The sequence below is a fragment of the Mesorhizobium sp. M8A.F.Ca.ET.181.01.1.1 genome (assembly GCF_004792025.1).
In the GTDB taxonomy this organism is placed as follows: domain Bacteria; phylum Pseudomonadota; class Alphaproteobacteria; order Rhizobiales; family Rhizobiaceae; genus Mesorhizobium.
The window spans coordinates 328,239-341,768 of the sequence record NZ_SRTV01000002.1 but is presented as its reverse complement, the minus strand read 5'-3'; the positions used below and the strand labels follow the sequence as shown (position 1 = coordinate 341,768).

The following is a 13,530-nucleotide window of genomic DNA, read 5'->3' as shown; positions in this document are numbered from 1 at the left end:
GCCCTTTTCACGTCTTCAGCGATTTGCTGAAGGCGTTGGTGAAAATCACATCGCCATGATCGTCGCTGGCTTCACCCAACACGACGTCCAGGCTGTCGTCGGTGACACGTGCCAGAGCAAAGCCACCCATATAGGCCGCTTTCGGCTTGAAGAGATCGAGGCCGTCGCGTTGATAGATCATCGGCACCTCGTGCTGATGACCGTGGAAGATGGCGATGACGTTGTAGCCCTTCAGGGCCGCCAGCAATGCCTGGCGGTCCGCATCGCTCCACCAATGCGACGCTCCCTTGCCTTCGTCGTCAAACGCCCTCCTGGCGGGGTCCCACCGCTCCGTCGAAAAAATATCCCAGCCATAGTGCTGGAACAGGATGACCGGGCGGCCGTCGGCGGCATAGGTCGCCAGGTCCTGCCTGAGCCAAGGCAGGCTGTTGTCGGCGCCATGGCCGGTGTCGCCGGCGAAGCGATGGGTCTGCACCAGATGCAGGCCGCCCCAGTCCCATGAATAGCAGTCGGTGTCGACATCGTAGCTGGTGGCCGGCACCGGCGGCTTGAAGAACACGCCGGCGCGATGATTGACCTCGACATAGTCGCGCATTTCGCGCCGGTACCAGTCAACATGGTGCGGCGGCCCGTTCTGATCGAGGTCGTGATTGCCGAGCCCGACATAAACCGGAACATGCACGCGGTCGGGGCCTATGCCTTGCTGATAGCGCTGGCTGAATTGCAGGAGCTGGGTGCCTTCGCTGGGCTCGGTGATCTGGCCGCCGCCATCGTCGGTGATGTCACCGCCGACGACAAGGCCGAGCGGCGTGCCGATGCGGCCACCGGCCGGCCGCAGACTGGTGGCGATGGCGTTGATCTCGGCTGGCCACTCCTTGTCGGCGATGGCGTTCAACGCCGCGACGTTGCGCAGCAGCGCCGCGTCCGTCTTGCCTTCCAGCCGGCAATTGGGGCTCAAGCCGCTCGCCATGCGGCAGGCATGGACGTCGGCGACGAACAGGAAGGTGGCGTCGACAGGCTGGATGCGCTGCCCGGTCTGACCGAACGCCGGGCGTGAAAGCGCACCGGCGGCGGCAAGACCGGCGGCCTGCAGCAGAAACCCACGGCGCGAGAGCAATATGGAGGAAGGGCGATTCATCATCGGGGATTTCAGCATGGAGGGCGGGCGGCAGTAAAGTTCAGTCCTCGCCACGGCGATCGCCGCATGAAAGAGCCGCCATCGAGGTTTTTCGCGACAGCGAGACGGGTCGGCTGGCAATGATCCCGTTTGCCGATCTGCGAAAACTGTTTCCGCTCAAGGCGGGAGCCAAGAGCACGATCGAGTTCGTCGAGCTGTCGCCCAGCAAGCAGCCAAAGGCCACCAAGACACTGACGCTGGCCGTCAAGGGCAAGGAGACGTTCAGCCTGGGCGACTGCAAATACAATGTGCTCGCCGTCACGGAGACCTTCAAGAACGGAGGCGGAGAGACACTCGACGCCTTCACGGCACTCTATTCACCCGATCTGCAGGCCGCTCTCGCCCGGCGCTACGATGAAGGCACCAGCGCGGAATCAGTGAACGGCTACGAGACGATCAAGCCTTTGGCCGACTAGATCTAGGAACCGGCTGTCCGCGCTCGCCGCGGCATCGCCGCAAAGCTGGGCTGTAGCCTGCCTCAAATGCCGCCGTACCGCCGCAGCACCCTGCGACGTCGCCTCGCCCCCGGATCGCCCTGCGATGATGCCGCTTGCGCGGCGCTCTCGAACGCCGCAAGGCAATCGCGCAACGGGCTGGCGTCCTGCGCTGCCTTGGCCATCGACATGGCACCGGAATAGGCGGCGACGGCAACCATCGCAAACTGCCGGGGGTCCGTGCCTTGCTCCCTGCCCTCCTGCTGGTCGGCGCTGATCTTGTCGGCGATCGCCTGGCGCCATGCAGCGAAGATGCCGGCAAGCGCAATCCGGAACTCGGGATCGGCGAGCGAGAGCTCATGCGCCAGATTGTTGAGCGGGCAGCCGCGCACGAAACCTTGCCGTTCCAGTTCCGCCGCCACGGCTTCGAACACCTGACGCACGCCATCACGCGCCGAAGCCGCCGCTTGCACCGGGGCGATCCACGTCTCCTCGACCGCCGCCGCCACACGCTCGTCGATGACCGCCAGCGCCAGCGCCTTCTTCGTCGGGAAATGATGATGCAGCGCGCCGGCGCTGACGCCTGCCGCCGCCATCAGGTCGCCGAGGCTGGAAGCATGATAGCCGCGTGCCTGAAACGCGTCTTCCGCGACGTCGAGCACTTTCCGGCGCATGCCCTCAGGGTCGTTGATGCGCTTGCCTCGGGCTCGCCTTGGCCGGATGTTGAGCTCTGCTGACATTCTCGAAGGATAGCATGTTGACAAAACAGGGCAACCGGTCTGTTTATAAACAGGGTGATCAACCTGTTTTGGAGAACGCCGGATGAACCCGACCCCGAATGCCACGCCGAAGCCGGCGGCACTCGCCTCGCCGATCGTCGAATTGCGCCAGTACTCGTTGAAGCCCGGCCGGCGCGAAACGTTGATCGAGATCTTCGACACGGAGTTCATCGAAAGCCAGGAAGACGCGGGGATGACCATCATCGGCCAATTCCGCGACCTGGACCGCCCCGACATGTTCGTCTGGATGCGCGGCTTCGACAGCATGGATGCCCGCAAGGACGCTCTGGGCGCGTTCTATGACGGCCCTGTATGGGCCGCACACCGCGATGCCGCCAATGCGACGATGATCGATTCCGACGATGTGTTGCTGCTGCGACCGGCGTGGCCGGGTGCCGGCTTCGATCTGTCGGGGCTGCGCCGACCATCGGCGGCCAAAAGCACAAGCGATCGGAATGGGTTGCCCGGTCTGGTTGAGATTTCGATTCATCATTTGCGGCCGGGCACCGGGGCCGATGTCGCCGGGCGCTTCCGGGCGGAGATGGTTGCGCGGCTTGCCCAGAACGGCGCGCGTCTGCTCGGCGCCTTCGTGACGGAGCCGGCCGCAAACACGTTCCCGCGACTTCCCGTGCGGGCCGGAGAAAACGTCTTCGTCGCCGTTACCGGCTTCCACGACGCCGATGCCCATGCCAACCATAGCCTCGCCGCTTCGTCGGCGTGGCGGGCGCTCATCCAGAGCATGCAAGCCGTCAGCACAAAGCCGGCAGAGACGTTGCGGCTGGTGCCCACGGCCCGATCGCTGTTGAGATGATCAGCGGCCGGTCAACATTTCCGCGATCGCCGAGGCGACAAAGGCCGGGTCCTCCCAGTGGGGATTATGACCGCAATTTTGCGCCCGGACGAGACTGGATCCGGTCAGCGCCTCGGCCAAAGCCTGCTGGTGCGCCTCGCCGAAAAGTGGGTCGCAGGCGCCGGCGATGATCAGCGTCCGGGTCCGTACCGCCCGTGCCTCGGTTGCCAGGTCGGTCATGCGGACTTCCTCGAGAATGCCGCGCCAGCGGGCCGCCGGCATGGCGGAAGCTTCCTTCGCCAGGCCGGCGAGAAAAGGCTGCGGTACCGAGGCCCCACATGCATGCCACCAGGCAAAGAACGGATCGGTTGGCGATATCGGGTCGCGCAAGGCCCGGATGCCGACCGGCAACGGATGGTCCGGCGTGAAGCCGGGCTTCAACGCGCTGGCCAGCACGACCAGGCCACCGACCAGGCCCGGATGCCAAGCCGCCAAGGCAATCGCCACCATGCCGCCCAGAGAATGACCGACGACGACAGGCCGGTCCAACCGCAGGTGCCGGATCAACCCGGCAATGTCCTCGGCGAAATCCGCGACGCGGCAGCCGTCGCCCGCTTGCGAGGCACCATGGCCACGCAGGTCGGGCATGATCAGCCGGCGGCCGGCCAGATGCGGCGCCAGCAGTGAAAAGCTGCGGCTGGTGTCCGTGAAACCATGAATCAGCAACAGCGGCGGCCCGGCGCCGGCGATCCCGACATAGGCGATGTCGAGATCGCCCGTGTGGACCCATTGCTTGCGGGCGGCCCAGGCGTCCTGTTCCACCTCGGCAACGGGCAAGGCGTCCGGCAGTCTCACAGGCCGAGCTTTTCCTTGACGGCGGCAAGACCAGGCTTGCCATCGAAAGTGGTGACACCGGCGAGCCAGGCATCGAGGCGGTTCTTGTTCAGCGTGATCGCCTTCAGCGCCCCGTCCTCCGGCTTCATGCCGTCATTGATGAGGTAGCCCATGCCGACATTCTCGAAGTCGATGTCGAAGACGAGATTTCCGAGGAGCCGCGCGACGTTCGGACATTCCTGCAGGTAGCCCGTGCGGACCTGCGTCGTCACCGTCGCGGCGCCGAAATTCGGGCCGAAGAATTTGTCGCCGCCGGTCAGGTACTTGAAGTCGTACATGGTGTTCATCGGATGCGGCGCCCAACCCTGGAAGACGATGAACTGCTTCTCCTTGATCTCGTAGCCGACCTCCGACAGCATGCCGGCTTCGCTGGACTCGACCACGTGCCAGCCATCGAGGCCAAAAGCCGGATCGGCGATGGCATCCATCATCAGCTGGTTGGAGCCGGGCTCGATGCCATACATCTTCTTGCCGAACTTGTCGGCGAACTTGTGCAGGTCCGAGACGTCCTTGACCCCTGCCTCCCAGACATAGGTCGGTACGGCAAACGTGTATTTGGCGCCGACGAGATTGACTCGCACATTCTCGATCGAACCGTCCTTCTTGTAGGGCTCGTAATAAGTGACCATCGCCGGGTCCCAGTAGCCCAGGAACAGGTCGAGATCGCGGTTCTTCATGCCTTCGTAGATGACGTTGATGCCGAGCACCTCGCTCCGTGGCTGATAGCCCAGCGCTTGCAGAAGCACATTGCCCACCCCCGTGGTGAAAGCGAGATCGTTCCAGCCGGGCTCGGCCATACGGACCGCACGGCATTGCTCGGCGTCCGCCGCCTGGGCAGCCTGAGAGGCCAAGACCAGCGCGGCAAGACAGGCTCCGTTTGCAAGGATGCGCAACATTTCCGTTCTCCTCATTGCTCAAATTGACCAATCGGTCTTTTTATTGTCCCATTGGTCAATGATTGATCTCGCGGGACGAAAATGTCAACGTGGATTCGTGATGCATGGAACGATCCCGTGAAACTGAAGCGCCTTGGCGACATACGCCGCAAGGAATTGCGGCAGGCGGCCTTCGCGGTTCTGGAGCGCGAAGGCATTGCTGGGGCCACGCTGGAAAAAGTCGCCGCCCAGGCCGGTGCCTCCAAAGGCATCGTGCTGCACTACTTCCGCAACAAGCAGGAATTGTTCGAGCACGCCATGCGCGAGGCCAACGCGGTCCTGGGCGACGCGGTGGTCGCAAGGCTTCGCCAGGCACGGACGTCGATGGAACGCCTGGATGCGGTGATCGAGGGCAATTTCGAGGAGCATCTCTTCCTGCCGCCTCTTTGCCATGCCTGGCTTTCGCTCTGCGCCGAGGTGCCGCGCGATGAAAAGCTGGCGCGCATCCAGAAGGTGATCCACGGGCGCATGCGCTCGAACCTGTTGTCCGGCCTGCGCGGCCTCGCGTCACCCAGCGAGGCCGACGACATCGCGCTTGGCGTCACGGCCTTGATCGACGGACTTTGGCTTCGCCTCGGCCTGCAGCCAGGCAGCGTCTCGCGCGAACAGGCGATCCGGCAGGTTAAGAACTATGTCGCCGCGCGGCTGGCCACTCGGGATCGCTCGACCGCCCGCGCGTGAGCAGTCGGCTGCCGAAGTTCATACCCTGGGATAGCCTGATGGCTTGACCCCGTCGCGCACATGCGGTGCGATCCCTCTGTTTGATGCCAAACACATGGTGAGGTGAGCGATGAGGCTTCACGGCAAGCGGGCGTTGATCACCGGTGGATCGGACGGCATCGGCCTGGCGATCGCCGAGGCATTCCTGCGCGAGGGCGCCGATGTGCTGATCGTCGGCCGCGACGCGGGCAAGCTCGAAGCCGCTCGCCAGAAGCTGACGGCTTCCGGCCCGGTCGGTACCGTTGAGACATTGTCGGCCGATCTCGCCACCAGCCCCGGCATAGCAGCGGCGGTCGAGCACGCGAAAGCTTCCGGCCGGCCGCTCGACGTTCTCGTCAACAATGCCGGTGTTGCCTATCTCGTGCCATTCGAGACCGTCAGCGAGGCGCAGTTCCAGCACTCCTTCGCGCTCAATGTGTCGGCGGCCTTCTTCCTCACACAGGGGCTGCTGCAGCATTTCGGCACCGGCGCATCCGTCATCAACATCTCGTCCTACTTCGCCGACAAGATGATCCCGAAGCGTCCGTCCAGCCTCTACTCCCTGTCCAAGGGCGCGCTGAATTCGCTGACCAAATCGCTCGCCTTCGAACTTGGCCCGCGCGGCATCCGCGTCAACGCCATCGCGCCCGGCACGGTCGACACGGCCATGCGGCGCAAGACCGTCGACAACCTGCCGGTCGAGGCAAAGGCGGAGCTGAAAGCCTATGTCGAGCGCAGCTATCCGCTGGGCCGCATCGGCCGCCCTGACGACCTCGCCGGGATGGCGGTCTATCTTGCCAGCGACGAGGCCGCCTGGACCAGCGGCGCGATCTTTGCCATCGACGGCGGCTATACGGCAGGGTGAGGACAGCTAATCTCCCCCCTTGTGGGGGAGATGGCCGGCAGGCCAGAGGGGGGCGCTGTCCCGCCAGCCTTCCGCTCCTGTTCGAAGGTCACGGAAAGGATTGTCGATGCGCAATTCCGGGCCGCCGTGTCCGTTATCTCATCTTCCAGACGCCGCGATCCTTCGCGCCCCCCTCTGCCCTGCCGGGCATCCTCCCCACGAGGGGGGAGATTGACCTTTCCTTCAACCGATTTGCATCCGCACCCGCGTCATTCTCCGCTTGAAGCCATTTGTGCAACGCGATACGCCCTTGCGCAAATCGACAGACCGGAGATTTCCCGTGAGCGCTGAAAAGACCAGAACTGAAACCGATACGTTCGGCCCCATCGAGGTTGCCGCCGACCGGTATTGGGGCGCGCAGGCACAGCGTTCCCTGGGAAACTTCAAGATCGGTTGGGAAAAGCAGCCGGCTTCGATCGTGCGCGCGCTCGGTATCGTCAAGCGGGCGGCGGCGGAAGCCAATATGGAACTCAAGCGGCTCGATCCGGCCATCGGCAAGGCGATCATCGAGGCCGCGCAAGAGGTCATCGACGGCAAGCTCAACGATCATTTCCCGCTGGTGGTCTGGCAGACCGGCTCGGGCACGCAGTCCAACATGAACGCCAACGAGGTGATCTCGAACCGCGCGATCGAAATGCTGGGCGGCGTCATGGGCTCGAAGAAGCCGGTGCACCCGAACGACCACGTCAATATGAGCCAGTCGTCGAACGACACCTACCCGACGGCCATGCACATTGCCTGCGCCGAGCGCATCGTCCATGACCTGATCCCAGCGCTGCACCATCTGCACAAGGCGCTGGACGCCAAGGCCAGGGCCTTCAATCACATCATCAAGATCGGCCGCACCCACACCCAGGACGCCACGCCGCTGACGCTCGGCCAGGAATTTTCCGGCTACGCGGCGCAGGTTGCCTCGTCGATCAAACGCATCGAATTGACGCTGCCCGGCCTGCAGGAACTGGCGCAAGGCGGCACCGCCGTCGGCACCGGCCTCAACGCACCGGTCGGTTTCGCCGAACGGGTGGCCGATCGCATCGCCGCCATATCGGGCATCGCCTTCGTCACCGCGCCGAACAAGTTCGAAGCGCTCGCCGCCCACGATTCCATGGTTTTCTCGCACGGCGCCATCAATGCGGCGGCCGCGGCACTGTTCAAGATCGCCAACGACATCCGTTTCCTTGGCTCCGGCCCGCGCTCGGGCCTCGGTGAATTGTCGCTGCCGGAAAACGAGCCCGGCTCCTCGATCATGCCGGGCAAGGTCAACCCGACCCAGTGCGAAGCGCTGACGCAGGTCTGCGTGCAGGTGTTCGGTAACAATGCCGCGCTGACCTTCGCCGGCAGCCAGGGCCATTTCGAGCTCAACGTCTACAATCCGCTGATGGCCTACAACTTCCTCCAGTCGGTGCAGCTGCTGGCCGACGCTTCTGTCTCGTTCACCGACAATTGCGTGGTCGGCATCGAGGCGCGAGAGGACAACATCAAGGCGGCCCTCGACCGTTCGCTGATGCTGGTGACGGCGCTTGCGCCCACCATCGGCTACGACAACGCGGCCAAGATCGCCAAGACCGCGCACAAGAAAGGCACGACGCTGCGCGAGGAAGCGCTGGCAACCGGACTGGTCAGCGAGGCCGACTATGACCGTCTGGTGCGGCCGGAGGACATGACCCATCCGGGGTAGGTCCCTGCGGACAGGCCCAAGAGGTCGTCATTCCAGGGCGAAGCAGGAGCGAAGCTCCGTCGCGAAGACCCTGGAATCCATGCCGCTACTTCAGTCGAAGGGCACAACGGTGTAGATCCTCCACCGCTTGCGACTGTTTTGAGGTCGCGGCATGGATCCTCGGGTCTGCGCGCGTCGCGTCGCTCCTTGCTTCGCCCGTGGATGACGACGTCACGAGCGTCTCGGCTAATCTCCGAAGCAAGTGCTCGCAAACTTCGGAACCGAGGATCCCGTTTTGCGGCAGCACAATTTACTTCTCCAACCCAATCCCGCGACACGATTTTCGCGCGCGGCCGCCAATCCCGAAAACATCCTTCCTGTGAACAATGTGTCGCCGCATAGCCGACTTTGGTGAACAGTCGGCATCGTCTATGTGAGTGGTCATTCAACCCATTCGGAGAGCCACCATGTCCATCAACACTTCCGCCGCCGGCGCCGGCACCGCGTCCAACAGTTCTGTCACCATCCTTCTCGGCCGTATCCTGCTCGCAGTCATTTTCCTGCTTTCCGGATTCGGCAAGCTGTCAGCCATTTCCGGCACCGCCGCCTATTTCGGCGGCCTCGGCCTGCCGGCACCGACGGCGACGGCCGTCATCGTCGGCCTGATCGAGCTGCTTGGCGGCCTTGCCGTCCTCGTCGGTTTCCAGACCAGAATCGCCGCCTGGGTGCTCGCGATCTTCACGATCGCAACCGGGCTGGTCGCCCACACCGGCTGGGCCGACCAGATGCAGATGATCCAGTTCCTCAAGAACCTCGCCATCACCGGCGGCTTCCTGCTGCTGGCCTCCTCGGGTGCCGGCGCCTATTCAATCGACGCCAAGCGCGGCTGACGCCTTCCCCTCCCAAGGACCCGAAACAAGCGGCGCGGAATTTTCCGCGCCGCTTTTTCGTTGTGTGATCACAGGCGTAGACTGCAATGGTCGCCGGTGACCGTGCCGGCAAGGGAGGGTGCCATGGGTCGCAATGCATTGCTTATGGTTTCGCGGCTGCTGTTTGCCGTGCTGTTCGTGCCGTCCGGCTTCCAGGCGCTCGCCAATATTGCCGGGACCACCAGCTATTTCTCCGGTCTTGGCCTGCCGCTGCCGGCGCTCGCCGCCTGGGGCACCGGGCTTTTCGAGCTGATCGCGGGACTGCTGATCCTCGTTGGGTTCCAGACGCGGATCGTCGCGCTGCTGCTGGCCGCCTTCTGCATTGCGGCCGGCTATATCGGCCACCATGGCCAAGGCGCCGGTGATGCGGCGCTCGCTTTCCTGCACCAGCAGATGCTGATGAAGGATATCGCGATATCGGGCGGTTTCCTGGCGCTTGCCATGGCTGGCGCCGGCGCATGGTCGGCCGACGGGCGAGGCTTCGGCATAGGCGCCGACGCGACTTGACTATTTGACCGACACGCTCTGGCCGCCCTCGACCGCCAGCACCAGACGACGATTGGTGACGCGCGCCAGTTGCGCCAGCCGGCCGGCCGGCCGCTCGCCGTAGAGATCGGAAAGCGAAGCCGGCAGCACCAGCGCCAGCACGCCGTTGGCGCGGCTTTCCCATTTCAGCCTCGGCATGATGCCGGGCATCGCGGCCGTCAGCAGATAGACGACGCGCATCATCGCCGCCAGCACGCGGGCACGCTCCAACAGGCGGGGCGGCGCCAGCGCCTTGATTTCGGGCGCCACCAATTCATTGAAGACGCCGTCATGACGGTAGGCGTTGGTCAGCGCCAGGTAGGCGCGGCCGGGATGATCGACGCCGATGAAGGACGCATGCGCGATGATGTTGAGCGACTGCTTGCCGCGATATTCCGGATGAGCGCGCCAGCCGATATCGGCAAGCAGGCAGGCGGCATGGCGGTAGCGCGCTTCGTCTTCCGTCTCGTCGATGCCGAAAGCCTTGAAGGCCTTGCCGGTCCATTCGACCAGATCATGCGCGTGGTGGACCGAACGCGAGCGCAAAAGCGCAAGCTCCTCGGCGGCCGAGATCAGAGGATCGGCCTTCTGCTCGGCCGCCTCGAGCAGTGAATAGAGAAAGCCTTCGCGCACGCCCTGCGCCGAAACGACGATCCTGGACGGTTGCATCGCCGTCATGATTTCCTGCAGCACGAGCGCGCCGTATGGCAGCAGCGAGCGGCGGTTCTTGGAGACGCCCTCGATACCCCTCACCTTTTCGACCTCGCCCCTGGCCACCTGCTTGAGGAAGGTTTGGGCACTGTCGGCCGATATCTCGTAGTGGTGCATGACGCCGAGCGGGTAGTTGTTCATCTCCATGTGCAGCCTGGCGAGGTTTCGCCAGGTGCCGCCGACGGCGTAGAAAGTCCTGCCCTGCCCGCCCTTCAAGAGCTTGGCCCGGGCCAGTTCCTGGCGTGCGATCTTCTGCGCCTGGACGAGCGAGTTCTTCGCCATGTCCTGCAGGCGCAGGCCGCCGAGCGGCAGCGTGATGCCGTCGCCGATCGCCTCGCCATCGATGTCGATCAGTTCCAGGCTGCCGCCGCCAAGGTCGCCGGCAATACCGTTGGCCGGATGAAAACCTGAGATGACGCCGAGCGCGGAATAATGCGCTTCCTGGCGGCCGGAGAGCACGCGGATCTCGGTCTTGAGCACCTCCTCGGCGCGATGGATGAAATCGGGACCGTTGATCGCCTCACGGGCCGCGGCGGTTGCCAGCACGTACATGTGTTCGGCACCGGCCTGGTCGGAGAGCGCGCGGAAACGGCGAAACTCCTCCATCGAACGCGCCACCCCTTCGGGGTCGAGCTTCCCTGTCGAGACGATGCCGCGGCCGAGGCCGGCCAGCATCTTTTCGTTGAACAGCACGGTCGGCGAACGCGCCAGCCCCTCATAGACGACAAGACGGATCGAATTGGATCCGATGTCGATGATGGACAGCGGTCGGCGGTCCTGCAGCCGGCCCTGGGAATTGAACAGCATCAGGTGGTGGCGTTCTTCTTGCGGCGCTTGAACTGCGCGATTCGCTTGGGCGCATGCGATTTCAGCGCGTCACCCCGTCCCGACAGGCTCGGATTGGTCATGAAATATTCCTGCGCGTTGAACGGTTCCTCGCCCTCCTCCAGCACCACGCGCCGGGAGGTTCCATCAGCCAATACGTCGAAACTTTGCTGATTGTCCATGATGTTGCCCAGCATGATCTGGCCCAGAATCTGTTCATGCACAGTTGGATTGGTGATCGGCACCATGGTCTCGACGCGGCGGTCGAGATTGCGCGGCATCAGGTCGGCCGAGGAGATGTAGACAATCGCCTCGTCCGAGGGAAGGCCATGGCCGTTGCCGAAGCAATAGATACGGCTGTGCTCGAGGAACCGGCCGACGATCGACTTGACCCTGATGTTCTCCGACAGGCCCGGCACCTGCGGCCGCAGACAGCATATGCCGCGCACGACGAGGTCGATTTCCACACCGGCGCGGCTGGCATCGTAGAGCGCATCGATGATGATGGGGTCGACGAGCGCGTTCATCTTCATCCAGATGCGCGCCGGCCGCCCCTCCAACGCATGGGTGATCTCGGCTGAAATGTGCTGGAGGATGCGGTTCCTCAGCGTGAAGGGCGAGATCGCCAGCCGCATTTCGGCGGTCGGCTCGGCATAGCCGGTGATGAAATTGAACAATTGGGCGACGTCGCGGGCAATCGTCGGATCGGTGGTGAAGAAGGACAGGTCGGTGTAGATGCGTGCCGTCACCGGATGGTAATTGCCGGTGCCGAGATGGACGTAGTTGCGCAGCTTGCCGTCCTCGCGCCGTACCACCAGCGACATCTTGGCATGGGTCTTGAGTTCGAGGAACCCGAACACGACCTGCACGCCGGCACGTTCGAGATCGCGCGCCCAGCGGATGTTGGCTTCCTCGTCGAAACGCGCCTTGAGCTCGACCAGCGCCGTCACCGACTTGCCAGCCTCGGCCGCGTCGACCAGCGCACGCACGATCGGGCTGTCGTTGGAGGTGCGATAGAGCGTCTGCTTGATCGCCACAACTTCGGGGTCGGCCATTGCCTGGCGCAGGAACTGCACCACCACGTCGAACGACTCGTAGGGGTGATGAACGACGATGTCCTTCTCGCGGATGGCGGCAAAACAGTCGCCGCCATGCTCGCGGATACGTTCGGGAAAGCGTGGATTGTAGGGCGTGAACTTCAGGTCGTCGCGGGGAACGGAGACGATCTCGGAGATCTGGCTGAGCGCCAGCGGCCCGGTGAGCACGCTGATGCGGCTCGACGAGACGCCAAGCTCGCCGGCGACGAAATCGCGCAATTCCCCCGGCATCAGCATGTCGAACTCGATGCGGATAACCGAACCGCGGCGGCGACGCTTCAGCGCCGTTTCGAACAGCCGCACAAGGTCTTCCGACTCCTCTTCGACCTCGATATCGCTGTCGCGGATGATGCGGAACGTGCCGGAGCCCTTGACCTCGTAGCCGGGGAACAGCTTGCCGATGTAAAGGCCGACCGCCTCCTCCAGCGGAATGAAGCGGACATGGTTCTTGCGGTCCGGAAGGCGGATAAAGCGCTTCAGCGCCACCGGCAGGCGCAGCAATGCGCTCATCTCCTCGCCATTCTTGCGGTGGCGAAGCTGCAGCGCCATGGAGAAGCCGAGATTGGGAATGAACGGGAACGGATGCGCCGGGTCGATCGACAGCGGGGTGAGCACCGGAAACACCTGGTCCTGGAAATGCTCTTCCAGCCAGACCTTTTCGTCCTTGGTCAGCGCATCGCGGGTGATGCTCTCGATGCCTTCCTTGTTGAGCAGAACCGTGAGTGCCGAAAGGCTCTTCTGCTGGTCTTCCTGCAGCCGCTCGACTTCACGCAGCAATTGTTCGAGCTGCTGTTCGGGGGTGCGTCCGTCCGGGCTCTTCAGCACGATGCCCTCGCGCACCTGGCCGGCAAGGCCGGCGACGCGCACCATGAAGAACTCGTCGAGATTGGCGGCCGAGATCGACAGGAAGCGGACGCGCTCCAGCAGCGGGTGATGGGTGTTCAGCGATTCTTCGAGAACGCGGCGATTGAACTGCAGCCAGGAGAACTCGCGGTTGACGAAACGGTCCGGATTGCCTTCCGGGCTCGCTGCCGTGACGTTGTTGAATTCGCTCTGTACCGGCTTCAATTCGTTCATGATTCCCGCTCTTTCGCCCGCCCTGGCCGGTTAACCGGCTTAACTTATCCTGTGGCAGGCTTTTGCGACAGTTCTCTGACAGGCTTTTGCGACAGTT

At 63.8% G+C, this 13,530-nt stretch carries 13 protein-coding genes; 7 read left to right on the top strand and 6 right to left on the bottom strand.

The features are described from left to right. Positions 1–7: 7 nt before the first annotated feature. Positions 8–1,141 (bottom strand): metallophosphoesterase, encoded by a 1,134-nt coding sequence (locus EN824_RS09995; RefSeq protein ID WP_189522153.1) that lies wholly within the window; start codon positions 1,139–1,141, stop codon positions 8–10. Positions 1,142–1,257: 116 nt separating this feature from the next. Between EN824_RS09995 and EN824_RS09990 the strand changes: the two genes are divergently transcribed. Next, positions 1,258–1,593: a hypothetical protein gene (locus EN824_RS09990; protein WP_245520967.1), complete on the top strand. Its 336-nt coding sequence runs from the start codon at positions 1,258–1,260 to the stop codon at positions 1,591–1,593. A gap of 62 nt (positions 1,594–1,655) precedes the next feature. On the opposite strand, the gene EN824_RS09985 is transcribed toward EN824_RS09990, so the two are convergent. Then, the gene (locus tag EN824_RS09985; protein WP_189343625.1) at positions 1,656–2,285 is read right to left on the bottom strand and encodes a TetR/AcrR family transcriptional regulator; all 630 of its coding nucleotides are present in this window, start codon (positions 2,283–2,285) and stop codon (positions 1,656–1,658) included. A 148-nt stretch (positions 2,286–2,433) separates the two neighbouring features. On the opposite strand from EN824_RS09985, the gene EN824_RS09980 reads away from it, so the two are divergent. Further along, positions 2,434–3,201, top strand: coding sequence for an NIPSNAP family protein (locus EN824_RS09980; protein ID WP_135932192.1), 768 nt, complete (start codon positions 2,434–2,436; stop codon positions 3,199–3,201). Here EN824_RS09980 and EN824_RS09975 read toward each other — a convergent pair whose 3' ends face one another. Beyond that, positions 3,202–4,035 carry an alpha/beta hydrolase gene (locus tag EN824_RS09975; RefSeq protein ID WP_189522152.1) on the bottom strand — a complete coding sequence of 278 codons (834 nt, stop codon included), beginning with the start codon at positions 4,033–4,035 and terminating at the stop codon, positions 3,202–3,204. Continuing rightward, positions 4,032–4,970: a choline ABC transporter substrate-binding protein gene (gene choX, locus EN824_RS09970; protein WP_135932191.1), complete on the bottom strand. Its 939-nt coding sequence runs from the start codon at positions 4,968–4,970 to the stop codon at positions 4,032–4,034. The genes EN824_RS09975 and choX overlap by 4 nt, the downstream gene beginning before the upstream one ends. A gap of 81 nt (positions 4,971–5,051) precedes the next feature. Between choX and betI the strand changes: the two genes are divergently transcribed. From betI to EN824_RS09945, 5 genes are all read left to right on the top strand, one after another. Continuing rightward, positions 5,052–5,690, top strand: coding sequence for a transcriptional regulator BetI (gene betI / locus EN824_RS09965; RefSeq protein ID WP_135863855.1), 639 nt, complete (start codon positions 5,052–5,054; stop codon positions 5,688–5,690). 109 nt (positions 5,691–5,799) lie between these two features. Next, positions 5,800–6,573, top strand: coding sequence for an SDR family oxidoreductase (locus tag EN824_RS09960; RefSeq protein ID WP_127871490.1), 774 nt, complete (start codon positions 5,800–5,802; stop codon positions 6,571–6,573). A 319-nt stretch (positions 6,574–6,892) separates the two neighbouring features. Continuing rightward, positions 6,893–8,290, top strand: coding sequence for a class II fumarate hydratase (gene fumC / locus EN824_RS09955; RefSeq protein WP_135932190.1), 1,398 nt, complete (start codon positions 6,893–6,895; stop codon positions 8,288–8,290). 446 nt (positions 8,291–8,736) lie between these two features. Further along, the gene (locus EN824_RS09950) at positions 8,737–9,159 is read left to right on the top strand and encodes a DoxX family protein (RefSeq protein WP_135863851.1); all 423 of its coding nucleotides are present in this window, start codon (positions 8,737–8,739) and stop codon (positions 9,157–9,159) included. Between the two features lie 123 nt (positions 9,160–9,282). Next, positions 9,283–9,705, top strand: coding sequence for a DoxX family protein (locus EN824_RS09945; protein ID WP_135932189.1), 423 nt, complete (start codon positions 9,283–9,285; stop codon positions 9,703–9,705). Here the strand turns inward: EN824_RS09945 and ppx are convergent, their stop codons facing one another. Both ppx and EN824_RS09935 read right to left on the bottom strand, forming a co-directional pair. Continuing rightward, positions 9,706–11,241 (bottom strand): exopolyphosphatase, encoded by a 1,536-nt coding sequence (ppx, locus tag EN824_RS09940; RefSeq protein ID WP_135919726.1) that lies wholly within the window; start codon positions 11,239–11,241, stop codon positions 9,706–9,708. Continuing rightward, positions 11,241–13,433, bottom strand: a complete 2,193-nt coding sequence (locus EN824_RS09935) for an RNA degradosome polyphosphate kinase (RefSeq protein ID WP_127277326.1) — start codon at positions 13,431–13,433, stop codon at positions 11,241–11,243. The genes ppx and EN824_RS09935 overlap by 1 nt, the downstream gene beginning before the upstream one ends. Positions 13,434–13,530 lie beyond the last annotated feature (97 nt).